Consider the following 24,937-nt stretch of genomic DNA (forward strand, 5'->3'; position numbering starts at 1 on the left):
TGGTGACGATCAAGGCGCGCGCCGCCGGTAGTCGGACGGTTTCATCCCCGTCCACTTCACAAAGGCGCGGTGGAAGGCGGACGCCTCCGTGAAACCCAGCGTCTGCGCGAGTTGCTCGATGGACAAGGCCTCTTCCCGCAAGGCAGTGATCGCCATGTCGCGGCGCAACTCGTTCTTGATCATTTGAAAGGTGGTGCCTTCGGCATCCAAGTGGCGGCGGAACGTGGATGGAGCCGCCTGGAGGCTGCTCGCCACGGCGTCCAGACCGGGCCAATCGGGCGGTGCGATGGCCCGAAGCCGCGCGCGCACTTGCGCGGCCAGGCTGTCCATGTTGCGGTACTTGACGAGGAACACGTCGGGCGCGCGCCGCAGAAACTGCCGCAAGGCGTCACGCGTCTGGGCCACGGGTTGGGACAACAGCGCGGCAGGCATCACCAGTGCGCCTTCCCTGGCGCCAAAGTTCAGGTCTTCACAGAACATCACGCGGTACTCCGGTTCAAAGCCCGGCGCATGGCCCGCCAGGTGGCACTGGACGAGGGGAATGCGCCGGGCAATCACCCAGCAGGCCAAGCCGTACGCCACCATGAAGTAGGTGGCGTGCGCAAAGGGCGTGGCCCTGGGCCGGGCATCGCGAAGGCGCAATGTCGCGGTGTCCCCGGTGATTTCCAGGCTGGCGCGCATGCCGTCCAGCACGACCTCGGTGTAGCGGCAGAGGTGCCGAAGGACCGCGCGCAGATCCTCACACCCCAGCAAGCCGTGGCAGAGCAAGGCATAAGCACCAGGCCGGACCGGGTGCGGGTCCAGCGCGAAGAACTCGTCCTGGAGATGCCGCGCCACAGTGCGCCACAGGATGCCAAACTGCTCGGGTGACACGCGCGCCAGGGGTTCGTCCAGGAAGGCCGGCGGGATGGCGGCCCGTTGGAGAACCGCGCTCTCTGGCACGCCCCGCCCCGACACCGCCCGCAGCGCCTCGCGGACAAAGTGGATGGAGATGGTCCCCGGCTCGACCGACCTGCCTGCCATCTCGATCGGCTTCAGCGCGGCGCCATGCGCAGTGCGCCATCCAGCCGGATGACCTCGCCGTTGAGGTATTCATTGGCCACGATGCTTTGCACCAGCGCCGCGTATTCGGGCGGCCTGCCCAACCTGGCAGGATGCGGCACCGTGGCGCTCAGGGAATCCCGAACTTCTTGCGGCAGCCCCATCAGCATCGGCGTTTCGAAGATGCCCGGGGCGATGGTCAACACGCGGATGCGGTCGCGGGCCAGGTCGCGCGCGGCGGGCAAGGTCATCGCAACCACGCCGCCTTTCGAGGCCGCATAGGCGGTCTGCCCGACCTGCCCATCGAACGCCGCCACCGAGGCCGTGTTGATCACCACCCCTTGGGACGCCGAGGCGTCACCGGCATCGCCGGGCGCCTTGCTGGCAATCATGGCAGGCACCGCCAGGCGCATCATGTTGAAGGTGCCGATCAGGTTCACTTGCACGACCTTGGAGAAGGTGTCCAGGCGGTGCGGGCCGTTCTTGCCATTGAGCTTCTCGGCGGGCCCGATACCCGCGGCATTGACGAGCACATCAAGCCGCCCGAAGCGATCAACCGCGGTCTGGACGGCCGCGACACCGCTGTCCTCGCTGGAAACATCGGTGCGCACCCACGCCATGTGCTCGTGAGGCGGCAACACCTCGGGCCGCGGCTCGGCCAGATCGGCCACCACGACGCGGGCGCCTGCCTCCAGGGCCATGCGCACGGTGGCCGCGCCCAGGCCGGAACTGCCGCCGGTGATCAGAAAAACGCTGCGGGAAATGTCCATGTCTTGCTCCTGGGTCTTGGTATTTTCAAATCACTTCGATGGCCACGGCCGTGGCTTCACCGCCACCAATGCACAAGGTGGCCACGCCGCGCCGCAGTCCGCGGCGGCGCAGCGCCCCCAGCAAGGTGACGATCAGCCGCGCGCCGGTGGCGCCGATGGGGTGGCCCAGCGCACAGGCACCGCCATGCACGTTCACCCGCTCGTGGGCAAGGTCAAGCTCTTGCATGGCGGCCATCGCCACGACGGCGAATGCTTCGTTGATCTCCCACAAGTCCACGTCATTGGTCCGCCAGCCCACCTTCGCGAGCAGCTTGCGCACCGCGCCAGCCGGCGCCGTGGTGAAACGGCGCGGCTCCTGCGCATGTCCGGCGTGGCCGACCACGCCGGCGAGGGGCGTCAAACCGAAAGCCGCGGCGGTGGAAGCGCGCATCAGCAGCAGCGCCGCGGCCCCATCGGAGATCGAACTGGCGTTGGCCGCCGTCACCGTGCCGTCAGGCTTGAAGGCCGGCTTGAGCGTGGGGATCTTGTCCACCTGGGCCTTCAATGGCTGCTCGTCTTGCGAGACGACCGTTTCCCGGCCCCGCACCACCTCGCGCACAGCCACGACCTCCCAATCGAAGGCGCCTTGCTGGATCGCGGCTTGCGCGCGGGTGGTCGACGTGATCGCATAGGCATCCTGGGCCTGCCGGCTGAAGCCGAACTCCGAGGCGCACTCCTCGGCAAAGTGGCCCATCAACTGGCCCCTGGTGGCGGGGGTGTAGGCGTCTTCCAGCCCATCCAGGAACATGTGGTCCAGCACCTGCCCGTGCCCCAGTCGCAGCCCGCCGCGCGCCTTGGGCAACAGGTAAGGCGCCTGGCTCATCGACTCCATGCCACCGGCCAGCACCACCTTCGCGCTGCCGCACAAGAGCGCATCGTGCGCCAGCATGACGGCCTTCATGCCCGAGCCGCAAACCTTGCTCACGGTGGTGCATTGCACGGTGTCGGGCAGCCCGGCGTTCAAGGCGGCCTGCCGGGCCGGCGCCTGGCCGAGACCAGCGGGCAGAACGCATCCCAGGAAGACTTCGTCCACCTGGTCGGCGGCAAGGCCGGCACGTTCGAGCGTGGCGCCCAAGGCGGCAGCGCCAAGGGCGGGGGCCGTGACCTGCGACAGGGCACCTTGAAAGCCCCCCAGCGGGGTGCGGGCGGCGGACACGATCACCACCGGATCTTCATGACTCATGCTGGTCTCCTCTTTTCATCGGGTCAATTCTCAGGGATTGATGTTGCACTGAATTTCACGCGTGCCTGCGTGAATGTTCGTGCCCCGAGAAACTGGCGAATTCTATGAACTCGAACGTGGAGGGCAAAGAACCATCCACCGTGCCGCATGACGGCCCTGCCCCTGGAACCATGCAGATGCCCTGATTCAGTCCGCCTCAAGCCTCTCGCGGGCCTGAACTCGAGGGCTGGGCCGCATCACCTTGTCAGGTGTCATCGGCGTGCTGCGCACCCGCGTGCCTGTCGCATGGTAGATGGCGTTGGACACCGCGGCCGCCACGCCCACGATGCCGATCTCGCCCACGCCTTTGGCGCCCAGGCGACTCACGATGCGGTCGTCTTCCTCGACGAAGTGCACTTCGACGTCGTGGATATCGGCGTTGACGGGCACGTGGTATTCCGCGAAGTTGTGGTTCATGAAGCGGCCCAACCGGTGGTCCGAATGGGTCTCTTCGTGAAGGGCCTGGCTGATGCCCCACACCACACCACCGATGATCTGGCTGGTGGCCGTCTTGGGATTGATGATGCGGCCCGCCGCGATGACGCTGACCACGCGCGTCACACGCACGGTGCCGAAGTCTTCGTCCACCCTCACCTCGACGAACACGGCTGAGTGCGTGGCCCGCACGTACTTCTTCTGCTCCAACATCTTGGGCAGCATCAGGTACTTCTCGGCCAGTTGAGGTTGGCCACTCAGCTTGAGGACATCGACCAAACGGATCCCGGTGGCAGCTTGGCCCATCAGCATCATGGCGCCGTCCTTGAACAACAGTTCCTCGAAGCGCGCCTTGGCAAAAGGCGATGCGGGCAAAGCCTTGGCCAGCTTGAAGAGCTTCTTCTGCAGCTTTTCGCAGACACCCTCCACCGCCGAGCCCACCGTGGTCACGTGCGACGAGCCACCTTCGATGGGTGCCGCCGGCAAGGTGGAATCGCCCCACTGGAACGTCACCGCGTCCAGCGGCAAACCCATCGCCGCTGCCGCGATCTGCGTCATCACCGTGACCGTGCCAGTGCCGATGTCGGACGCAGCGCTGCCCACCACCAGGCGGCCATCGGCGTGCAGCACGGCGCTGGCCCGCGCGAACATCTGCATCGCGTCCCAGGTGCCGGTGGCCATGCCCCAGCCGATGAACTCGGTGCCCTCCTTGCGGGCCCGAGGTGTTTGTGGTCGCTTGGCCCAGCCAAAACGCTCGGCACCTTGCTCATAGCAGGCCCGCAACTCCTTGGTTGAAAACGGCAGGTCGTCGTTGCCATCGCGCTCGGCATAGTTCTTCAAGCGCAAGGCCAAGGGGTCCATGCCCAATTCATACGACAACTCGTCCATCGCCACTTCCAAGGCGTGAACACCATGCGCCGCACCGGGTGCGCGCATGTCGATGGGCGTGTGCTGGTCCAGGTCGACCACCTTGTAGTCCAGGCGCACGTTCTCGCTCTGGTAGAGCTGGCCTGACCAGTTGACGACCACTTCCACGTAGTCCTCGTTGCGCGAAGTCTCAGCGACGGCCTCGTGGATGACGGATTGCAAGGCACCGTCGCGGCTGGCGGCCAGCTTCAGGCGCTGCCAGGTCTCGGGCCGGTGGCCGAAGGTGAACATCTGCTGGCGTGTCAGCACCACGCGCACCGAGCGCTGAAGCTTCAAGGTTGCCATCACCGCCAGCAGCAATTGATACTGCGGCCGAAGACCCGAGCCGAAAGCCCCGCCCACGAAGGCATTGCGCACGGTCACTTTGTCTTTCGACAGACCGAACACGCGGGAGACCACCCAACGGCTGTTCTGCGGGCCCTGCGTCTTGTCATGGATGGTCAGGTGACCGTCCTCCCCCAGGAGCACGGTCGAGGCGTGCATTTCCATGGGATGGTGGTGCTCGACGCCCGAGTAATACTCGGCTTCCAGCTTCACAGGCGCGCGGGCAAAGGCGGCATCGGCGTCACCTTTCGGTTTGGGTGGCGGCGAATAGCCGGCCTTCAAGCGGCTGGGCTTGTAACCGCGGTGCAGGTTGGCCATCAGGTCGGTGTCGTGCGCTTCCTGTTCATAGCGCACCACCACCAGCGAGGCCGCGTACCGTGCCGCTTCGAATGTGTCGGCCACCACCAAGGCCACGGGCTGCGCGCTGTGCATCACCTCGTCATTCAACAGCGGCCGAAACGGTATGCCGCCCGGTGCCGTCATGTCCTTGTGAAACAAGCCCAATGAACGCATCTTGGGACGGTTCTGGTGGGTGATCACGTCCAGCACACCCGGGACGCTCAGGGCCGCGTCCAACTCGAAACCCGCGATGCGCCCTTTGGTGATGGTGCTGCAAACCACCACCCCATGGGCCAGGTCCGGCGCGTGGTGCTCAGCCGCATAGCGTGCTTGCCCAGTGACCTTGGCCCGGCCATCAAGCCGCGAAAGAGGCTGGCCAATGGCCACGGCGGTGCTGGTGTCGTTCAAGCGGACTCCCCTTCGATGTGTTCTTGCTGAACCACCGTCCCTTGCACCGCCACGGACAGTGCCCGCACGATGGCGCGCCGTGCCATGGGTATCTTGAAATCATTGACGCCCTGGCCGCGCGCGCCTTGCAGCAAGGAGTCGGCCACACTTTGGAAACCGGCCTCGGTGGCGGGCTGGCCCACCAGCATGGCTTCCGCCACCGGATCGCGCCACGGCTTGTGCGCCACGCCGCCCAAGGCCACCCGGACGGCGCGCACCAAGCCGTCTTCCCCGACGTCCAGGGCCGCGGCCACCGACACCAGCGCGAATGCATAGGAGGCACGATCGCGCAGCTTGAGGTAGGCGCTGTGGCCCTTGAAGCGGTCCGCTGGCGGTAATTCGATGTGCGTGATCAGCTCACCGGGCTGCAGGGTGGTGTCCACCTCGGGCTGCTCGCCGGGCAAGCGGTGGAAGTCGGCAAACGCGATGTGGCGCGGGCCGGCCGCCGACTGCACACGCACCACCGCACCCAGGGCTGCCAAAGCGACGCACATGTCCGAGGAATGGGTGGCGATGCAATGCTCGCTGGCGCCCAGGATGGCGTGCTGCCGCGTCAAGCCACCAATCGCCGAGCAGCCGCTGCCGGGCTGGCGCTTGTTGCAAGGCGTGGCCGTGTCATAAAAGTAAAGGCAACGGGTGCGTTGCAACAGGTTGCCCCCGTTGCTGGCCATGTTGCGGATTTGGGGCGAAGCGCCTGCCAGGATGGCCGCGCTCAAGAGTGGATAGCGCTCGCGCACCACCGGGTGGTAGGCCGTGTCGGCATTGCGGGCCAGGGCACCCAGCGTCAGGCCACCTGCGTCGTTAGATTCGATGCCGTCCAGCCCCAGGTGGTTGATGTCCACGAGCTTGCCGACGCGCAACACGTTTTCCTTCATCAGATCGATGAGGTTGGTGCCGCCAGCGATGAACCGACTGGAACCCGTGGCCTTGGCGATCTCGGCCAAGGCGCTGTCTGGGCTCTGCGGCACGGCGTAGTCGAAGGCGTTCATGCGGGCACCGTCCCGACCACGATCGGCCGTTCGGCCGTGCTGTCCTGGACGGGCTCGGTCCGACTGGGGGCCTCGGGACCAAACATGATCTGGCCGACGGCCTTCACGATCTGCGGATAGGCACCGCAGCGGCAAAGATTGCCGCTCATCAGTTCACGCACCTCGTCCGGCGTGCGCGCCTGCCCTTCGTTCATCAAGCCCACGGCCGAGCACAATTGCCCCGGCGTGCAGTAGCCGCATTGAAATGCGTCATGGTCGATGAAAGCTTGCTGCAAAGGGTGCAAGGTCTCGCCCTGAGCCAAACCTTCCACCGTGGTGATGTCGGCCCCGTCGCGCATGACCGCCAGCGTCAGGCATGAATTGATCCTCTTGCCGTCGACCAGTACCGTGCAGGCGCCGCACTGGCCGTGGTCGCAGCCCTTCTTGGTGCCGGTGAGCTGGAGCTTGTCCCTGAGCAGATCCAGCAAGGTCACCCAGACCTCGACGCGCAGGCTTGACAGTTCGCCGTTGATGCGCAAGCGGATGTCTCGTTGGGGAATGCCTTGGCTGGTAGAGAAAGAGAGCTCATCGTTTGGCATGGTGGGGTCCCGTGAACGTATTGTGCGGAAATGGCAAACAACGTTCCTGGTGTGGCATGCAGGTTCATGGTTTGCTCGCCGAACCTGTCCGCCAATCAACCACAGTTTTCTGGGTACGCCAGATGCTCAGGAAACATGCAATCCCAACGCTGACGACACACCATGGACCGTTCTGCCGATTTCTTGGACCTGTACCAGCATGGCTTCATCAGAGTGGCGGTGGCCGTGCCGGCGATCCGCGTGGCCGATCCAGCCTGGAACGCCCAGCAGACCACCGCGCTGATGACCCAGGCCGCAGAGGCCCATGCCGCCGTGGTGGTGTTCCCTGAACTTGGTTTGTCGGGGTACACCTGCGATGACTTGTTTCATCAACAGGCTTTGCTGGAGGCGTGCCAGCGTGCCCTGGCTGAGATCGTCGAAGCTTCTCGCGAACTGGCCATCGTGGCCGTCGTGGGCGTTCCCTGGCGGGTAGAGCAAAGGCTCTTCAACTGCGCCGCCATCGTGCAGCGCGGCCGGGTGCTTGGCCTGGTGCCCAAGACCTACCTGCCCAACTATGGCGAGTTCTACGAAGCCCGGCAATTCAATCCTGGCACAGCAGCCTCCAGCACCGAGGTCGACATCGCGGGTGAGGCCGTGCCCTTTGGCAGCGGGCTGATCTTCGAATGCCAGGACGTGCCCAATCTGCGCTTTCACGTGGAGATTTGCGAGGATGTCTGGGTGCCCATCCCGCCCTCCTCCTATGCCGCGTTGGCGGGTGCCACCTTGCTGCTCAACCTGTCCGCCTCGAACATCACCGTGGGCAAGGCCGACTACCGGCAGCGACTGGTGAGCTTGCACTCGGCCCGTTGCCTGGCCGCCTACCTTTATTCCTCCGCCGGAGCAGGCGAATCGACCACCGACCTCGCCTGGGACGGTCAGGCCCTGATTTGCGAGAACGGCGATTTGCTCGCAGAGTCGGATCGCTTCCTGAGAGATTCCCACTTGGTCACGGCCGACGTGGACCTGGAGAGGCTCGCGCATGAACGCATGCGCCAGACGAGCTTCGGGCAATCGGCGGCATTGCATGGGCCCCAGCTGTCGCGGTTCCGGACGGTGCCTTTCAGCTTGCAATGGGTGTCATGCCGAAGGCCACTGCAGCGCCGCATCGAACGCTTTCCTTACGTGCCTGCCGATCCGCAAAAACGTGATGAACGTTGCCGCGAGGTCTACAACATCCAGGTGCAGGCCCTCGTGCAGCGCCTCTCGGTGGCGGGCCAGGGCAAACTGGTCATCGGCGTGTCAGGCGGCCTGGACTCCACCCATGCATTGCTGGTGTGCGCCAAAGCGCTGGATTTGCTCGGGCGACCACGCTCGGACATCCTGGGTGTGACCATGCCAGGGTTTGCCACCAGCACCCGCACCTTGGACCAGGCCTTGCGGCTGATGGAGGCGGTAGGCTGCACTCAGCTTCAAATCGACATCCGTCCCAGCTGCCAGCAAATGCTCAAGGACATCGGGCACGCGCACACCGCCGAATCACCCGTTTACGATGTGACCTTCGAGAATGTGCAGGCGGGCGAACGCACCAGTCACCTGTTCCGGCTGGCCAACCTGCACCGAGGCATTGTGGTTGGCACGGGGGACCTGAGCGAACTGGCGCTGGGTTGGTGCACCTACGGCGTGGGCGACCACATGTCGCACTACAACGTGAACGCCAGCGTGCCCAAGACACTCATCAAGCACCTGGTGCGCTGGGTGGCTGACTCCGGGCAGGTGGGTCAGCCAGGCAGCGATGTCCTGCACGCCATCGTCGACACGGAAATCAGTCCGGAGTTGGTGCCAGGCAAAGATGGGCAAGATCAGCCTGGCCAAAGCACCGAGAGCTTCATCGGACCTTACGAACTGCAGGATTTCCACCTGTTCCAACTGGTGCGCTACGGCTTCCCGCCATCGAAGATCGCTTTCCTGGCCTACACCGCCTGGTTGGGCCACGACAAGTACACCCTCACCGACATCAAGAAGCACTTGAGGGTGTTTCTTCAGCGCTTCTTCGCCAACCAGTTCAAACGGTCCTGCGTCCCCAACTCGCCCAAGGTCGGCTCCGGTGGATCGCTGTCGCCCCGTGGAGATTGGCGAGCCCCCAGCGATGCCCGAGCCACGACCTGGCTGGCAGACCTTGACAAGGTTCCTGATGCGGACCCCATGGGCAATATCAAATCATTGAAGGCGTGACCCCGAGCCGACGCGCGTTCCCCAGCTTTTGTCAGTCAAGTCCTGGCAGGCTCAAGGTCCCAGAGGCCCGCGTGCAAACCTGCAGGGTCTCCTGCAACTGCGCCAGGGTCCGATCACGCAGGCCCGGGTCATGAGAAGCCACTGCGTCATGGGGGCACCATACCTTGAAGTCGCGCATCCAGGCATCGGTGGCCGTCATCGTCACGCAATGCTCGACCGACACGCCGGTGAGGATCAGCTTGCCGACATGCAGGTGGCGGAGCAGCAATTCGAGCGGTGTGGCATAGAAGCCCGAGTGCTTGGGTTTGAGCACGAAGTAGTCACACTCATGCGGTGTGAGCAGGCGGCCGATTTGCCCGCCCGGCCCTTCTTGATCGCAGGCATTTTGGACCACCTTGCGAAAGTCTGAACGCCAATGTCCGTGGTTGTCGTTGATGTACACGATGGGCACGCCCACCTCGCGGCAACGGGCGCTCAACGCATGGATGGCCGGCGCGATGGCGCTCGCATGGGCCAGCAGTTGCTCCGCGTGCAGAAATCGCCAATCACTCAACATGTCGATGATGAGCAAGGCCGTTCCGCCAGCGGCATGCTCCTTCGCCAAGGGCGCCCTGCGCTCGTCGGTGGGCACCGCTCAATCTCCGTCGACGACGGCGTGCGGGCGAACATTGGTCTGGCGAGCCCGCTTGGGATCGGCCTTGCTCTGATCGCCCCGTCCGTGGATGCGCCCTGATTCACCGGCTTGGTACAAGGTGCCATCCCGCGAGTGCGGCACTTCGTTGCGCTGCTGACGGCCCATCTGCATCTTGGCCATGGTGTCGGCCAGTCCCGGCAGGACCTTGGACATCGCGGTGTTGATGACCGACATGGCGCCCACCTTGACGTCGCGGACGGGGTCGGTGGCGGCGTCGAGGATCGCGCTGGCCACCTTTTCCGGCTCGATCATCGGAGACGGCAGCATCGGCTCCTGGCTGAGGTAGTTGCCAGCATGCTCTGGGTAAGGCGTGTCGACCGCGGTGGGTTGGATCAGGGTGACCGAAATGGGAGCGTCATCGGCCTCCAGCTCAATGCGCAGGGCGTCGGTGAAGCCCTTGACCGCATGCTTGCTGGCCGAGTACATGCCCTGCAGCGGCACCACCGCGTCCGAAACCTCGCTGCCCAGGTTGATGAGCGCGCCGCCATTCACCTTCAGGTAAGGCAAGGCCACCAGAGATCCGTTCACCACGCCCCAGAAATTGGTCTTGAACAACCGCTGGCTGTCCTCTTCACTCACCTCGTCCAGTCGGCCATAGACCGACGCACCGGCATCGTTGACCCAGGTGTCGATGCGACCGAAATGCTGGATGGCAGCGGCCGCGATGGCCTCGACCTGCGCGCGTTCGCCCACGTCGGCCTGCACAGTGATGGCCTGGCCGCCGCCCACGTTGATCTGCCGGCCGATTTCTTCCAACGTCGAGCCGCTGCGGGCTGCCAGGACGAGCTTGGCGCCTTGCTTGGCCGCGGCCAATGCCGTGGCCAGGCCGATGCCGCTGGATGCACCGGTGATGACGATGACCTGCTGATCGAGAGACTTGAGGGGCGGCTTGCTCATGGGGCGGGCTCCTGACGTTGAACACTTTCGAGAGATACCGCTTTTCAGCAAATGCCATACCTTTCGCAAGGAGGTTCGCACCGTCGTGGTCCTGCACGATCAAGCGCCATGTGCCCTTGTGCGTGATGCCGATTTGACAAGCTCCTTGCAAAAGCGTCCGTAATTATTTCTAGCGTGATGGTGGCGATCGGCTTCCCCAGAAGTGCTCGTTTTGACAGCTTTGCCGGGCATATCACTTGCCACGGCAAGAGTCCCGAACCCACCGGACCACATCATGCGCGAACCACTCAGAATTGCCTTGATCAGTGAACATGCGTCTCCGCTGGCCACCATGGGAGGCACTGATGCGGGAGGGCAAAACATCTACGTGGCCCAGGTCGCGCGCTGCCTTGCCAAAGCTGGTCACCAGGTCGATGTCTTCACACGAAGAGACAACCCGGACCTGCCCCCAGTCGTTGACCTCCGGCCCGGTGCGCGCGTCATTCACATCAACGCGGGCGACCCAACATTCATCCCCAAGGAAAAGCTCCTGGGACACATGCCGGAGTTCGCCCGAAGCACTGAAAGGCTCTTTCGCATCGGCCAGCCCTACGATGTGGTCCACGCCAATTTCTTCATGTCAGGGCTGGTGGCTCAGCGCCTCAAGTCCACGACCTGCACGCCATTCGTCATCACCTTTCATGCCTTGGGACTGGTGCGGCAGCAGCACCAAAAAGAAGCCGACACCTTTCCCCTCGCCCGCATCAGCATTGAACGCAACTTGGTGAAGCGGGCCGATGCCATCATCGCCGAATGCCCCCAGGACCAGCACGATCTGTTGTCGCTCTATGGCGCCAGGCCCTCCAGCCTGGCCATGGTGCCTTGCGGTTTCGACGCCAGCGAGTTTGGCCCGATGAACCGTGGCAAAGCACGCAAAGCCCTGGACCTTGCTGAGCACGAGTTCGTCATCCTGCAACTGGGCAGGCTGGTGCCGCGCAAAGGCATCGACAACGTCATCCGCTCACTGGCCCATCTGAATGCCGCCATCCCAGCCCGCCTGCTGATCGTCGGTGGTGACGCCCACGAGCCTGACGAAGTCGCCACGCCCGAGATCGCACGGCTGCGGCAGATCGCCCATGAAGCGGGTGTGGCCGACAAGGTGACCTTCATCGGTCACCGCCAGCGCCACGAGTTGCGCCCCTTTTACGCGGCGGCGAATGTCTTCGTCACCACGCCCTGGTACGAGCCCTTCGGCATCACGCCGCTCGAGGCCATGGCCTCCGGCATCCCGGTGGTGGCCAGCGCCGTGGGAGGCTTGCAGTATTCGGTGGTCGATGGCGTGACCGGCTTCCATGTGCCTCCGCACAATCCGGCCGCCCTGGGGGCCAGGCTGGAGGAGCTTTTCCACAACCCGTCGCTGGCCGAGGGGCTGGGCATGGGTGGCCTGCGGCGTGCGCGGGCCATGTTCACCTGGGAGCGCGTGACCGAGCAGCTCACCGAGGTGTACGAGTCCGTGTTGCAACCGCGTGAGCTTCCCCACATCCCGGCAGCTCACGGTCTGCACTTGGTCGGCATGCCCGCCGCCAACGCCGCTTCGATGGCCACGCCCTGAACCAAAACCTTCACTTGCCAAGGCATGACATGAGCCAACCCGTCCGCCCTGACCCCAACCAGCAGCGCCAGACGCCATCCCGCTCAGCCGTGTTCCTCGACAAGGACGGCACCCTGGTCGAGAACGTGCCCTACAACGTCGATCCCGCCAAACTGCGATTCACACCGCAAGCCATCGAGGGCTTGAAGCTGCTGGTGGACCATGGCTATGTGCTGTTCATCGTCACCAACCAGTCGGGCCTGGCGCGCGGACTGTTCACTCGGGCGGATTTTGCGAGGCTCCAGGCAGCGCTCACTGGACTGCTTCTCGACCAAGGCATCCCGATCCAGGACGTTTACCTGTGCCCCCACGCGCCACCGACCAACAAGCTGGAGCCCGGCTGCCTGTGCCGCAAACCTGCGCCCGGCATGCTGCGCCAGGCCGCATCAGCCCACCACATCGACCTGCCCAGTTCCTGGATGATCGGCGACATCCTGGACGATGTGGAGGCGGGCCACCGCGCCGGCTGCCGCAGCGTGCTGATGGACGTCGGCAACGAGACCGAATGGCGCATGTCCCCCTTGCGCGAGCCCTGCATCAAGGCAAAGACCTTGCTGGAAGCGGCCGAGGCCATCCTGGCGGCCGAACCCGTCACCCCACCGGGCGAAGCTGAGGACTCCATCGGCAAGTCCGTTGTGTTCAAAACCGTTCCACCCCAACCTCATTTGCTCGGCCTGTCCTTCTAGCCGGCGCCCACCCGAGGAGATCCGATGATCACTTTAGGCATCAACGCAGCGTTTCATGATTCAGCCGCCGCCATCGTGCGCGACGGCGTCGTCCTGGCGGCGGCCGAGGAGGAGCGCTTTTCGCGCATCAAGCATGGCAAGCGTCCCTTGCCCTTCACGGCCTGGGAGCTGCCCTTCAACGCCATCGACTTCTGCCTGGCCAAGGCCGGCCTGCGCCTGGTCGACCTGGACCATGTGGCCTACAGCTACGACCCGGAGCGCTTCCTGAAAGGCCGCTCCACCGGCTCACAGATCAACCTGCCAATGAAGCCTTCGGGCCACGATGCCGGCGTGTGGGAGAACGTCTGGGACCCGCTGTTCGCCTCTTACATCCTGAATGCCCCCGGACAGTTGGCCGATGGCGCACCCCACCACCTGAAGGCACGCTTCGCCGGAGCCCGCGCCGATGGGCAGAACCGCTACCGCTTCCACTTCGTCGATCACCACCTGTGTCACCAGGCCAGCGCCTTCCTGGCCTCGCCTTACGACAGGTGCGCGGTGATGACCTTGGACGGTCGCGGCGAAGACGCCACCACCTCCTACGGCGTCTACCGCGACAACAGCTACCAGCCGCTGGGCGAGGTGCGCATGCCGCATTCCCTGGGCCTGCTCTACGAGCGCATCACCAGCCATCTGGGCTTCCTGCATTCGTCCGACGAGTACAAGGTGATGGCCTTGGCCGCTATGGGCCAACCAACCTTCCGCGACGTGCTCAAGGCCCATGTGCGGGTCAAGGACAACGGCCAGTATGAGATCGACCCGATGGACCTGAGCGAGCTGTTCGGGCCGCCCCGTGAACGCGGCACGGCCCTGGAACAAAGGCACTTCGACCTCACCGCCTCGCTGCAAGTGGTGCTGGAAGAATCGGTGCTGCAGATCGCCACCTGGCTGCGCGAAACCACTGGCGAATCGCGGCTGGCCATGGCCGGCGGCGTGGCACTCAACTGCGTGATGAACGCCAAGGTGCGCGACAGCCGCATCTTCGATTCGGTGTGGGTGCAACCCGCCGCGGGCGACGCCGGCACCGCCCTCGGCGCCGCGCTGTGGACCGACGCCGTGCAGCGCCAGGGCTCGGCGCCCGCGAAGTCCGGCCCCATCGCCTTGGCCCCGCGCGCCTGGCAGATGGACCATGCCTACCTGGGCCCTGACTACGACGACGAGGCCATCGAAACGCTGCTGCGCTGGGCCAAGCTGCCCTACAAGCGCCTGGACAACCCGGCCCAGGCCACAGCGCGCCTGCTGGCCGACGACCGCGTCATCGGCTGGTACCAGGGCCCGATGGAATTTGGACCGCGTGCCCTGGGCGCCCGGTCCATCCTCGCCTCGCCGGTCAACCCTGACATGCAGGCGCGGATCAACGAGCTGAAGGACCGCGAGGATTTCCGCCCCGTCGCGCCCGCCGTGCCCGAGGAAAAGCTGGCGGAATGGTTCACGCCCGCAGACGCCAATGGCGGCGTCGCGCCCTTCATGCTCTTCATCTACGACGTGCTCGACGGCCAGGCCGAGCGCATCCCCTCGGCCTGCCACGCCGACCGCACGGCCCGCGTGCAGACCGTGAGCCACCGCGCCAACCCGCGCTTTCACGAACTGCTGGAGGCCTTTGGCCAGATCACCGGCGTGCCTGTGCTGATCAACACTTCCTTCAACGTGCGCGGCGAGCCGGTGGTCTGCACCCCCAAGGACGCCATCGACGCCTTCTACAGCACGCCGCTGGATGCCCTGGTGATCGGCTCCTTCTTGCTGGAGAAATCCGCATGACGGCGCCGCAAGTCGCCGTGGTCATCCCGACCTACCGCCGGCCCGACTTGCTGATGCGCTGCCTGGAAGCCGTGCTGGCGCAAACGCTGCCGCCCGGAGCCTTCGAAGTCATCGTGGTGGACGACGGCCAGGAGGACGACATCCGCCAGTTGGTCGAAGGCCTGACCATTCGCACAGGCGGCGCACCTTTCCTGCGTTACCTCAGGCCCCAAGGCACCCGCGGCCCCGCCGGTGCCCGCAACCGTGGCTGGCGGGCCAGCCACGCGCCCATCATCGCCTTCACCGACGACGACACCATCCCGCACGAAGACTGGCTGGCCCAAGGCTTGGCCGCTTTGGCAGATGGCAAAGTGGCCGTGTGCGGCCGCGTGGTGGTGCCCATCACCCAGGCGCCCACCGACCACGAGCGCAACACCCAGGGCTTGGAGACGGCCGAGTTCGTCACCGCCAACGCCTTTGTGCGCCGCGAGGCACTGGTCGCGGTGGGCGGTTTCGACGAACGTTTCAAGCGCGCCTGGCGCGAAGACTCGGACCTGCAGTTCGCCCTCATGAAGCTGGGCGAGGTGGGCAAGGCCCCCGACGCCGCCGTGACGCACCCAGTGCGCAGCGCGCCTTGGGGCGTGTCGATGCAACAGCAGGCCAACGCCTTCTTTGACGCCTTGCTGTACAAGAAATACCCGCGCCTGTACCGGACGAGGATTCACCCGCAGCCGCCTTGGCGCTACTACTTCGTGGTCTTGTGCACGGTGCTGGCCTTGGCAAGTGCTGTCAGCGGTCACGGGCTTTTTGCGCTGGCATTCCTTGCGGCCGCCTTGATCGCCATCGCAGGCTTCGTCTTCAAACGGCTTGAAGGCGCCTCGCACAGCCCGTCGCACATCGCCGAGATGGTGATCACCTCGCTGGCCATCCCTTACCTGTCCATTTACTGGCGTTTGCTGGGCGCAGCCCGCTTTCGTGTTCTGTTCATTTGAAGCCGAGGCCCCCATGCAAAAACGTTTGCGCATCCTGACCTGGCATGTTCACGGCAACTACCTCTACAACCTGACCCAGGTCCCGCATGACTTCTACCTGCTGACCGACGATGAGCGGTCCACCCACCACAGTGGCCGCAGCGGCGTGCTGCCCTGGGGGCCGAACGTGCACGAAGCCCATGTCAACAACGTCAAGAACATGGACTTCGACCTCATCATGTTCCAGTCGCGCGAGGCCTACGAAGACGAGCAGCACCGCGTGCTCTCCGACGAACAGCGCCGCCTGCCGCGCGTCTACATCGAGCACGATCCCCCGCAAGGCCACCCCACGGACACGCTGCACTGGTTCCAGGAACCCGAAGGTTTGCTGGTGCAGGTCACCCCCTTCAACGCCCTGATGTGGGACGCGGGTGTGACGCCCACCGTGGTGGTCGAGCACGGCGTGCTGCCGTTGTCGCCCGAGCGCTACCGGGGCGAGTACGAACAGGGCCTGGTGGTGGTGAACAACCTGGACCAGCGCGGTCGCCGACTGGGGGCCGACGTGTACGAGCAGGTCCGCCAGCGGGTGCCGCTCACCCTGGTCGGCATGGGCGCCGAGCGCATGGGGGGGGCTGGCGAGGTGATCAACCACCAGTTGCCTGCCACCATGGCCGCGCACCGCTTCTTTTTCAACCCCATCCGCTACACCAGCCTGGGCCTGTCCATCATCGAGGCCATGATGGTGGGCATGCCCATCGTCGGCCTGGCCACCACCGAGCTGGTCACGGTGATCCGCAATGGCGAGAACGGCTTCATCGACACGCGTGTCGACCGCCTGGTGGATGCCATGAACCGGCTGCTGAAAGACCCTGCAGAAGCCAAGCGTCTGGGCGACGCGGCGCGCGAGACAGCGGTGGAGCGCTTCAACATCGACCGCTTCGTCAACGACTGGCTCGCGGCCCTGCGCACCTTGACGACCTGAAAATTTTTCCGAATCCTGTCAACTAGGCGGCAGAAAGTGCGTTGTTTGATCGCCGGTGGGTAGAAACGATGCGGTCCAATTCGAGTTGCGCCAAGCGCCCGCGTGTGGAGATCTCCGGCCCCACGCCCTCACTGGATCGACGCCCACATGCCCCTTTCTGCCGCCTCTGCCGACCTCCCGACTTCGAACACCGGCATCCTCGACCTCTACCGACAAATCTGGAAACACGCTGAAGGCGTGCGCCACCGCCTGATCGCCTCCACCGGCCTGCTGGTCGGCTCTCAGGTCGTCAAGCTGCTGGTGCCTTACCTGGCGGCGCAAGCGATCAACCACTTGCAGGCCGGCGCTGGCGGTTTCAAGGGCGCCGCATTGTGGATCCCCGCGATCCTGGGCATCTACGCCCTGACCTGGCTGCTGCACGGCCCCGGCCGCGTGCTGGAACGCTCGGTGGGCGTGCGCGTGCGCCAGTCGATGGCCGACACCCTGTACACCCGACTGTCACGCGCGCCACTGGCCTGGCACGACCGCCACCATTCCGGCGATGTGCAGCACCGCATGAACCAGGCCACCAACGCCCTGTCCAACTTCGCGCAGAACCAGTTCATCTACCTGCAGAACGCCGTCAACCTGCTCGGCCCGCTGATCGCGCTGGCCCTGCTGTCGGAACTGGCCGGCGGCATCGCCCTGGTCGGCTTCGTCGGCGTGGCCCTGGTGATCATCAGCTTCGACCGGGCGCTGATGAAAGTGGCCGTCGAGGAAAACACCGCTGAACGCCGCTATGCCGCTGGCGTGCTCGACTGCCTGTCCAACATTTCGACCATCATGAGCCTGCGCCTGCAGGCCAGCACACGCCGCCTGCTGGGCAAGCGCCTGGACGCCGTGTTCCTGCCGCTCAAGCGCAGCATCACGCTCAACGAGTGGAAATGGTGCGCCGTCGACATGATGACCATCACCCTCACCTGGGTGCTGGTGTGCGCCTACGCCTGGCACACGCAAAGCAAGACCGCCTTGCTGCTGGGCAACCTGTTCATGGTTTATCAATACGCTGGCCAGGCCGGCAGTGTGATCGGCTCACTCGCTGCCAACTTCCAGAACTTCGCCCGCGTGCGCACTGATTTCGCCAGTGCCGACCCGATCTGGAATGCCCCGCAAAGCAAGGAGATGATCCAGCAAGACAGCGGTCGCGACTCGGTGCTGAATGCCGACGATTGGCAACGCCTGGACGTGTGCGACATCAGCTACGCCCACGGGGGCGGCCTGCCCGAGGGCTCGCCTGCCGAAGGCGCGGCACCACGCGGCGGCCTGCACAAGGTGTCGGTCAGCCTGCGCCGTGGCGAACGCATCGCCCTGGTCGGCCCCAGCGGCTCGGGCAAGAGCACCTTGTTGCGCGTGCTGGCCGGCTTGTACGAACCCCACCACGGCCACATCGAGGTCGATGGCGTGGCGCCCATGGGCCAGCGTTCGCTGGCGCCCTATGCCACCCTGATCCCGCAGGAAGCCGAAGTGTTCGAAGCCACCGTGCGCGAGAACATCGCCTTCGACCTGCCGCATGAGGACGCCGCCATCGAGCAGGCCATGCACGTGAGCTCCTTCCACTCGGTGTTGGCCGGCATGCCTTCGAAACTGGACACGCCGATCACCGAAGGCGGCTTCAACCTGTCGGGTGGTCAACGCCAGCGTCTGTGCCTGGCCCGCGGTGTGCTGGCCGCGCGTGACAGCTCGGTGCTGCTGCTGGACGAGCCCACCAGCGCGCTCGACCCGCTGACCGAAGCCCAGGTGCACCGCCGGCTGGACCAGGCCTTCCCCGGTGCCTGCATCGTGGCCTCGGTGCACCGCATGAGCCTGCTCTCGCACTTCGACACCGTGGTGCTGATGGCGCAAGGTGAAGTGCTGGACACGGGCACCGTGGACGAACTGCTGGCGCGCCAGCCCATCTTCCGCGAGATGGTGGGCCGCCACGACGCGGTCGGCGAGCCGTTGGTCGAACAACCGGTGCCCGCGGTGTTGGAAATGACAGCGGCCTGACCTCGCTTCAGGCCCGGTCCAAAGCCCGGGCCACGGCCGCCATCACATCGGTCGTGGTGACGCCCGTGGCGCATTCGTGGGCATAGGGGCACACGGGATGGCTGCAAGGGCGGCAATCCCGGGGCACCCAGAGCACCTGGTGGCGCTGCTGGTCCACCGGGGCCCAGCGGTCGACATCGCCGCCGCAACTGATCACCACGCTCGGCGTCTTCAGGGCCGAGGCCACGTGCGACACGCCCGTGTCGTTGCACACCAGCAGCCGCGCGCGCTCGATCAGGGCCCCCATGTTCCAGAGGCTGGTCTGGCCCACCAGGTTGACGCTGGGCTGGGTCATGGCCGACTGCACACGTTGGCCCAGTGCCTGCTCATGCGGCACGCCTGTGAGCACCACCGTGAAGCCCTGCAAGGCGAGCTGGTCTGCCACGTGGGCAAAGGACTCGGGCATCCACTGGCGTGAGGCCAGTTGGGCGCCGGCGTGCACGCACACATGAGGGCGCTCGGGATCGGCGCCATGGGCCTTCAGCAAAGCAACTGCTTCGTTGCGGTCTTCATCGCGAACGGTCCACTCCAACCCTTCGCCCAAACGCGGTGCGCCCAGCACGTCGGTCAAAGCCAACAGGCGCTGCACTTCGGTGCCGTGTTTGGGCCACTGGCAACTCAGCTCAGGGTTCGGGCAATACTGGCCCGGCTCACAGAATGCCGCCACTTGTCGCGCGCCCCAGGTTGCCAGCAAGGCGTTCACCGTCTGACCACTGCCATGCAGTTGCACCGCCAGGTCGACATGCCGGGCCTGCATGCCTGCCATGAAAGCCGGCAACGCGGCCACATCCACCGGACGCTCGGGCAGGTCGGGGTGGCCAGGGAACTCGATGAAATCGTCGATGCTGGCCGTGCGGCGCACCCATTCGTGCGCCCACGGCAATCCGACCAATGAGATGTGCGCTTCTGGAAAGCGTGCCCTCAAGGCCCGCAGCGCGGGGCCAGCGCAGATCATGTCGCCCAACACCAGCGCGCGGAACACGGCGATGCGGCGCACGCCCTCCAGCGCTTGGCCCGGCGGCTTGTCAGGCAGCGGGCCGCGACTGTTCATGGGCAGACGATTCGAGCAAGTCCATCACCGCATCGGCCACCGCCGCTGGGGCCACCTCGCGCAGGCAAGCATGGTGACCTTGCGGACACACGCTGCGCAGACAGTTTCGGCAAGGCACATCGTGGTACAGCACACGCGACGGTACCTGCCAGGGCGTGTGCTGCGGGTTGGTCAGGGCATACAGGTCGACCACCGGCGTGCTCACAGCCGCGGCCAGGTGGGCTGGGCCACTGTTGTTGCAGACCAGCACCGACGCTTGTTGGATCAGGGCGCCCAGTTCGCCCAAGGTGAGCTGATCCAGCAGGACCAGCCCCTGGCCACCCGCCGCGGCATGGGCCTCGCGCACCAGCTCGGCGTCATCACCGCTGCCCACGAACACACCGGTCAAACCTCTTTGCACGAGCTTGCCCATCGCCTGGCCGAACAAAGTGGCGGGATACCGCCTCGACGGTGCCGTGGCCCCGGGATGCATCAGCACGAACGCATGTCCAACCGGAAGGCCAATCCGTTTGAGGTGGGCCTGCGCACCCGCTTGGTCGGCCGGGCGCAGTTCGAACACCATGCTCCCCTCAGGCGAATGCACGCCAATGGCCGACAACAGGTCCAGTTGCCGCCGCACCTCATGGCGCATGCCGTCGTGCACCACCTCCTGGTCGCCGACCCAATCGCTCAACAACTCATAAGGGTTCTCACGGCAATGGGCCAGGCACAGGGGCACGCCGGCCTGCCAGCACACCATGGCCATGGGCAGGGGGGATTGGCTGGCGGTGGTGAAAATGACGGCGGCGTCGTGGCCGCCAGCGCGGACACGTTCGACCAAGTCAAAGCCCTCGGGATCGATGGGCCGCCGCAGAGGCGCGCCCTTCATCCAGGGCACCGTCGCCGCCATGACTTCATCGACCACGCTCAAGTGAGGCGCCAGCATGGCCCCCGATGGCGAGGTCAGCACGGTGATATGCGCCTGAGGCCAGGCACGGCGCAAGGCCACGATGGCAGGCGTGGTCATCAACACGTCGCCGAGGTTGTCCAGGCGGATGACCAACAGGCGACGCACACCTTTCCACCGTTCATTGATTGGAGGGCTGGAGGGGGCTGGGTGGATCATGGCGTGGACATTGGCAAAGCATGTGCCCATGCAAACCACTGCATAAAAAGGCCTGGCCGGGCATTTCTTACACACCGGTTTTCAAGCATTTCCAGCAATGGCTCAAGGTGTGGCATGCCATTGACCAAGCATGAAAGCTGCTTGCCCCACAGCCATGACCATGCCCAAGGCCCAATGGCCACTCAAATTCCAAGCCCGCGAGCAACTCCCGCAGAAGTTGACGCAGTTGCCCCGTCCCTGGGTCTTCACCAACGGCGTGTTCGACCTGCTCCACCGTGGCCATGTCACTTACCTTGACCAGGCCAGGCGCCTGGGGGCGAGCCTCATCGTGGCATTGAACAGCGACGCCTCGGCGCGCCAGCTTGGCAAAGGCCCATCGCGCCCCATCAACAATGAATGCGACCGCGCGTGGGTCGTGGCCGCGCTGGAAAGCGTTTCCCTGGTGACGCTGTTCGACGAGCTCACGCCCGTGCAACTGCTGTCCGAGATCAAGCCCGACTGGTACGTGAAAGGCGGTGACTACGACATGGCCCAGCTCGAAGAGACCCGGCTGGTGCAAACCTGGGGCGGCCAAAGCCTGGCCATCGAGTACCTGCCAGGCCAATCCAGCAGCCAGGTCATCGCCCGCATCCAGGCTGGCGCCTGATCGGGCGCCCCTCACTCACTGGCTGAGCACGCCCCGGCTCGCCAGGCTTTGCTCGATCAAGCCACACCATGTGTGACCAATGAAGATGTGCGCCTCCTGAACCCGCGCCGTCACGCCACTGGGCACGGCGACCGTGTGATCGCAAAGGTGCGACAACACGCCGCCCTGCCCCGTGAGAGCGATGGTGCCGATGCCCAGGTCGATCGCCGCGCTCGCCGCCATCACGATGTTCTTTGAATTGCCCGAGGTTGAGATGCCCACCAGGCAGTCACCAGGCCGCCCCAACGCCCTGACCTGGCGCGCAAACACGTCGGCGAATTCGTAGTCGTTGGCGATGCAGGTCAAGGCGGACGTGTCGGTGGTCAAAGCCAGTGCGGCCAAAGGTGCCCGGTCGTTCAAGAAACGCCCGGTCAGCTCGGCGGCGATGTGCTGGCAGTCGGCTGCCGAGCCCCCGTTGCCGCACAGCATTATCTTGCCGCCGCGCGCCAGGCAGTCGGCCAGCACCAGGCCGGTCTCTTCCACGACGCTTCGCAACCCGGCCACCAGCCCGAACACCAATTGGTGCTCGGCCCAGTTGCGCTCGAACAGGGAGCGCTGGTCCAGGTCCTGGGGCGCCGAGCGCACGTCCACCAATCGGCTCGTTTCAGAGGTCAGCATGGGCTTGCAGCTCCTTCATGGTCACGGACGATGTTCCAAACTTGCCCACCACGATGCCTGCGGCGGCGCTGGCCCACTTCATGGCTTGCACCACCGGCTCACCCTGGGCCATCAGGTAGGCCATGGTCGCCAGCACCGTGTCACCTGCCCCACTGACGTCGTAGACATCGCGCACACGGGCTGGCTGGTGGTGCACGCTGTTTTCATTGAAGAGGCTCATGCCCTGCTCACCGCGCGTCACCAGCAGGTGGTCGATGCGCAGCTTTTTCCGCAACACCTGCGCGCGTCGGCAAAACTGCGCCTCGTCCGAGAACTCTCCCGAACAGGCTTTGAACTCGTGAAGGTTGGGCTTGATCAAGGTGGCACCCGCGTAGCGGAAGTAGTCGCGGCCCTTGGGATCGACCAGCACCTGCTTGCCCAGGTCACGCGCCCCTTTGACCAAGGGCTGACACTCTTGCAAGGCGCCCTTGTTGTAGTCGGACAGCACCACCAAATCATGGCCCGGCAACAAGGCCGAGTAGCGGTGGGCCAGCAAGGTCAACATGGAGGGTGGCGGCGCCATTTCGAAGTCAGCCCTCAGCAACTGCTGGCGCCGGCTCACACAGCGGATCTTTTGCGTGGTGCTGTAGTTCTGGTCGGCCACGCGCTCCAGGTAGACGCCTTGCGCCTCCAGCATCGACTCCAGGTGATCGGCCGCTTCATCTCTGCCCACCAGAGACAGCAGCGTCACCTGCGCGCCCAAGGCCGCGAGGTTGACGGCCACGTTGGCCGCCCCGCCTGGCACCGAGCGCCGATCAGCCACCGACAAGATGGGCACGGGCGCCTCGGGTGAAATGCGATCGACCGAACCGTCCCAGTAATGGTCCAGCATCGAGTCCCCCACCACGAGGATGCGCATGGCGCCGGAGGCCACCATGTCAATGGGCTGGGATGCTGGGTCGGCAGAATTGGAATGGCGCATGGCAACACCGCAAGTCAATGGCAGATCCGCATAGCAACGCCTGTGCCCAAATGAGTCGAGCCCAAACGGCCTCAATGCAGCTTCACACGGCGGTGACCGGTGCGCACCAGCCAGTCACCCGCCGTGGTCAGGAGCATGCGCAGTACGCCATGCAAGGCAACCAGGTAGCGGCGGTACAGCAGCCAATACGTCATCTTGGCGAACAAGCCCTGGATGGAAAACCTGCGCCCCGTGAGGAAGCCCACGATGCTCCCAGCCGCGTTGTCATGGCCCAGCGAAATCACCGAGCCCCGGTCGTGGAACTGAAAGCGGTCCAGCGGCGGCCGCCCTGCCACCACGCGGCGCAGGGACGAGGCCAGGAACCGCGCCTGTTGCTGCGCCGCCTGGGCCAGCGGCGGCACCGGCCGCTCGCGCCCAGGCAGGATGCAGGATGCGCAATCACCCATGGCGAAGACCCGTTCATCCTGGGTGGTTTGCAGACTCGGCCGCACCACCAGTTGGTTCCCTTTGGTGGCCTCCAGTCCGGCCAAATTCTTGATCAACTCTGGTCCCTTGATACCCGCGGCCCACACCACCAGCTGCGCAGGAACGAAGCGCCCGTCAGGGCAGGCCACGCCTTTCTCGGTCACTTCGTTGACACGTTGATTGGTCAGCACCGCGATGCCCTGCTCCTGCAGTTCGGCCAGCGCGGTCGCGGCGAGCTTGTCCGGCAAGGCCCCCAGAATCCGGGGGCCGGCCTCGATCAAGGTGATGCGCACCTGCTTCTCAAGGGATTTGCCCGACCAGGCGTACTGCGCATAGTCGCGCAAGGTGCTGCGCAGCTCCGTGGCCAGCTCCACCCCGGTCGCGCCCGCGCCGATGATCGCGATGTCCACGTGTGCCGAGGCGTCCGACTCCGCACGCACGCAGGCCCAGAAAAGGCGTTGGTGAAATTGCCGCGCGTCATCGGGCGTGTTCAAAGGCATGGCATGTTCTTGCACACCCGGGATGCCGAAGTCGTTGACCCGGCTGCCCAGGGCGAGGACCAAGGTGTCGTAAGGCACGGAACGCCGAGGCGCGATTGTCTGGCCTTCATCGTCGAGCAAGGGAGCCAGCCAGACTTGCCGCCCCTCTCTGTCGAGGCCATCCACGTCCCCCAATTGGTATTGGAAGTGATGGCGCCTCGCATGCGCCAGGTAGTCCACCTCGTTGTTGGCCATGTCCAGGCTGCCCGCCGCCACTTCGTGCAGCAAAGGTTTCCACAGGTGCTTCAAGGCCCGGTCGATCAAGAGCACCTGCGCACCGCCATGGCGCCGAAAGGCATCCCCCAGCCGTGTGGCCAGCTCCAATCCACCGGCTCCACCGCCGACGATCACGATGCTGTGCGTCTTCGTGCGACGCAAGGGCCCGGTGGACGGAGGGACGAGGGAAAGCAAGGGCGGAGAAGCGGGCCGGGACTTGGGCAGCATGGTCAACCTTGGGAGCAGTCTTTGGAAGCCCTCGGGCGGCAATTCCC

The 24,937-nt window shown here is 65.2% G+C and carries 21 protein-coding genes; 8 read left to right on the forward strand and 13 right to left on the reverse strand.

Going from position 1 to position 24,937, the window contains the following annotated elements; genetic code table 11:
- Positions 1 to 9 precede the first annotated feature (9 nt).
- The 6 genes from ACREB4_RS13365 to ACREB4_RS13390 form a co-directional block, all read right to left on the reverse strand.
- Entirely contained in the window at positions 10 to 1,023 is a 1,014-nt protein-coding gene (locus tag ACREB4_RS13365) for an AraC family transcriptional regulator (protein ID WP_431588717.1), read from the reverse strand.
- 11 nt (positions 1,024 to 1,034) lie between these two features.
- Positions 1,035 to 1,811, reverse strand: coding sequence for an SDR family NAD(P)-dependent oxidoreductase (locus tag ACREB4_RS13370; RefSeq protein WP_431588718.1), 777 nt, complete (start codon positions 1,809 to 1,811; stop codon positions 1,035 to 1,037).
- Between the two features lie 25 nt (positions 1,812 to 1,836).
- Entirely contained in the window at positions 1,837 to 3,033 is a 1,197-nt protein-coding gene (locus ACREB4_RS13375) for an acetyl-CoA C-acyltransferase (protein ID WP_431588719.1), read from the reverse strand.
- A gap of 186 nt (positions 3,034 to 3,219) precedes the next feature.
- Complete coding sequence (locus ACREB4_RS13380; RefSeq protein WP_431588720.1) at positions 3,220 to 5,505, reverse strand: xanthine dehydrogenase family protein molybdopterin-binding subunit; 2,286 nt, start codon at positions 5,503 to 5,505, stop codon at positions 3,220 to 3,222.
- The gene (locus ACREB4_RS13385; RefSeq protein ID WP_431588721.1) at positions 5,502 to 6,533 is read right to left on the reverse strand and encodes an FAD binding domain-containing protein; all 1,032 of its coding nucleotides are present in this window, start codon (positions 6,531 to 6,533) and stop codon (positions 5,502 to 5,504) included. The genes ACREB4_RS13380 and ACREB4_RS13385 overlap by 4 nt, the downstream gene beginning before the upstream one ends.
- Entirely contained in the window at positions 6,530 to 7,111 is a 582-nt protein-coding gene (locus ACREB4_RS13390; RefSeq protein WP_431588722.1) for a (2Fe-2S)-binding protein, read from the reverse strand. The genes ACREB4_RS13385 and ACREB4_RS13390 overlap by 4 nt, the downstream gene beginning before the upstream one ends.
- Before the next feature lie 162 nt (positions 7,112 to 7,273).
- Here ACREB4_RS13390 and ACREB4_RS13395 point away from each other — a divergent pair, with 162 nt between their 5' ends.
- Complete coding sequence (locus tag ACREB4_RS13395; protein WP_431588723.1) at positions 7,274 to 9,322, forward strand: NAD(+) synthase; 2,049 nt, start codon at positions 7,274 to 7,276, stop codon at positions 9,320 to 9,322.
- 31 nt (positions 9,323 to 9,353) lie between these two features.
- Here the strand turns inward: ACREB4_RS13395 and ACREB4_RS13400 are convergent, their stop codons facing one another.
- Both ACREB4_RS13400 and ACREB4_RS13405 read right to left on the reverse strand, forming a co-directional pair.
- Positions 9,354 to 9,953: a cysteine hydrolase family protein gene (locus ACREB4_RS13400; RefSeq protein WP_431588724.1), complete on the reverse strand. Its 600-nt coding sequence runs from the start codon at positions 9,951 to 9,953 to the stop codon at positions 9,354 to 9,356.
- 3 nt (positions 9,954 to 9,956) lie between these two features.
- Entirely contained in the window at positions 9,957 to 10,913 is a 957-nt protein-coding gene (locus tag ACREB4_RS13405; RefSeq protein WP_431588725.1) for an SDR family oxidoreductase, read from the reverse strand.
- A gap of 274 nt (positions 10,914 to 11,187) precedes the next feature.
- Between ACREB4_RS13405 and ACREB4_RS13410 the strand changes: the two genes are divergently transcribed.
- From ACREB4_RS13410 to ACREB4_RS13435, 6 genes are all read left to right on the forward strand, one after another.
- Positions 11,188 to 12,504, forward strand: coding sequence for a glycosyltransferase family 4 protein (locus ACREB4_RS13410; protein WP_431588726.1), 1,317 nt, complete (start codon positions 11,188 to 11,190; stop codon positions 12,502 to 12,504).
- Positions 12,505 to 12,533: 29 nt separating this feature from the next.
- Complete coding sequence (locus ACREB4_RS13415) at positions 12,534 to 13,229, forward strand: D-glycero-alpha-D-manno-heptose-1,7-bisphosphate 7-phosphatase (RefSeq protein ID WP_431588727.1); 696 nt, start codon at positions 12,534 to 12,536, stop codon at positions 13,227 to 13,229.
- A gap of 24 nt (positions 13,230 to 13,253) precedes the next feature.
- On the forward strand, positions 13,254 to 15,026 hold the full coding sequence (locus ACREB4_RS13420) for a carbamoyltransferase family protein (protein WP_431588728.1): 1,773 nt from the start codon (positions 13,254 to 13,256) through the stop codon (positions 15,024 to 15,026).
- Entirely contained in the window at positions 15,023 to 15,997 is a 975-nt protein-coding gene (locus ACREB4_RS13425) for a glycosyltransferase family 2 protein (protein ID WP_431588729.1), read from the forward strand. The genes ACREB4_RS13420 and ACREB4_RS13425 overlap by 4 nt, the downstream gene beginning before the upstream one ends.
- Before the next feature lie 13 nt (positions 15,998 to 16,010).
- Positions 16,011 to 16,958 carry a glycosyltransferase family 4 protein gene (locus ACREB4_RS13430; RefSeq protein ID WP_431588730.1) on the forward strand — a complete coding sequence of 316 codons (948 nt, stop codon included), beginning with the start codon at positions 16,011 to 16,013 and terminating at the stop codon, positions 16,956 to 16,958.
- Positions 16,959 to 17,105: 147 nt separating this feature from the next.
- A complete protein-coding gene (locus ACREB4_RS13435; RefSeq protein WP_431588731.1) occupies positions 17,106 to 18,983 on the forward strand; it encodes an ABC transporter ATP-binding protein in 1,878 nt (625 codons plus the stop codon).
- A gap of 7 nt (positions 18,984 to 18,990) precedes the next feature.
- On the opposite strand, the gene ACREB4_RS13440 is transcribed toward ACREB4_RS13435, so the two are convergent.
- Both ACREB4_RS13440 and ACREB4_RS13445 read right to left on the reverse strand, forming a co-directional pair.
- Positions 18,991 to 20,073: a glycosyltransferase family 9 protein gene (locus ACREB4_RS13440; RefSeq protein ID WP_431588732.1), complete on the reverse strand. Its 1,083-nt coding sequence runs from the start codon at positions 20,071 to 20,073 to the stop codon at positions 18,991 to 18,993.
- Positions 20,048 to 21,178, reverse strand: coding sequence for a glycosyltransferase family 9 protein (locus ACREB4_RS13445; RefSeq protein ID WP_431588733.1), 1,131 nt, complete (start codon positions 21,176 to 21,178; stop codon positions 20,048 to 20,050). Before ACREB4_RS13445 ends, ACREB4_RS13440 begins: the two co-directional genes overlap by 26 nt.
- Positions 21,179 to 21,308: 130 nt before the next feature.
- Here ACREB4_RS13445 and ACREB4_RS13450 point away from each other — a divergent pair, with 130 nt between their 5' ends.
- A complete protein-coding gene (locus tag ACREB4_RS13450; protein ID WP_431588734.1) occupies positions 21,309 to 21,824 on the forward strand; it encodes an adenylyltransferase/cytidyltransferase family protein in 516 nt (171 codons plus the stop codon).
- Between the two features lie 15 nt (positions 21,825 to 21,839).
- Here ACREB4_RS13450 and ACREB4_RS13455 read toward each other — a convergent pair whose 3' ends face one another.
- From ACREB4_RS13455 to ACREB4_RS13465, 3 genes are all read right to left on the reverse strand, one after another.
- The gene (locus ACREB4_RS13455; RefSeq protein ID WP_431588735.1) at positions 21,840 to 22,481 is read right to left on the reverse strand and encodes a D-sedoheptulose-7-phosphate isomerase; all 642 of its coding nucleotides are present in this window, start codon (positions 22,479 to 22,481) and stop codon (positions 21,840 to 21,842) included.
- Complete coding sequence (rfaE1, locus tag ACREB4_RS13460) at positions 22,468 to 23,442, reverse strand: D-glycero-beta-D-manno-heptose-7-phosphate kinase (RefSeq protein WP_431588736.1); 975 nt, start codon at positions 23,440 to 23,442, stop codon at positions 22,468 to 22,470. The genes ACREB4_RS13455 and rfaE1 overlap by 14 nt, the downstream gene beginning before the upstream one ends.
- A gap of 71 nt (positions 23,443 to 23,513) precedes the next feature.
- The gene (locus ACREB4_RS13465) at positions 23,514 to 24,890 is read right to left on the reverse strand and encodes an NAD(P)/FAD-dependent oxidoreductase (RefSeq protein ID WP_431588737.1); all 1,377 of its coding nucleotides are present in this window, start codon (positions 24,888 to 24,890) and stop codon (positions 23,514 to 23,516) included.
- Between the last annotated feature and the right edge of the window lie 47 nt (positions 24,891 to 24,937).

The sequence above is a fragment of the Aquabacterium sp. genome (genome assembly GCF_050725395.1).
Taxonomy (GTDB): domain Bacteria; phylum Pseudomonadota; class Gammaproteobacteria; order Burkholderiales; family Burkholderiaceae_C; genus Aquabacterium.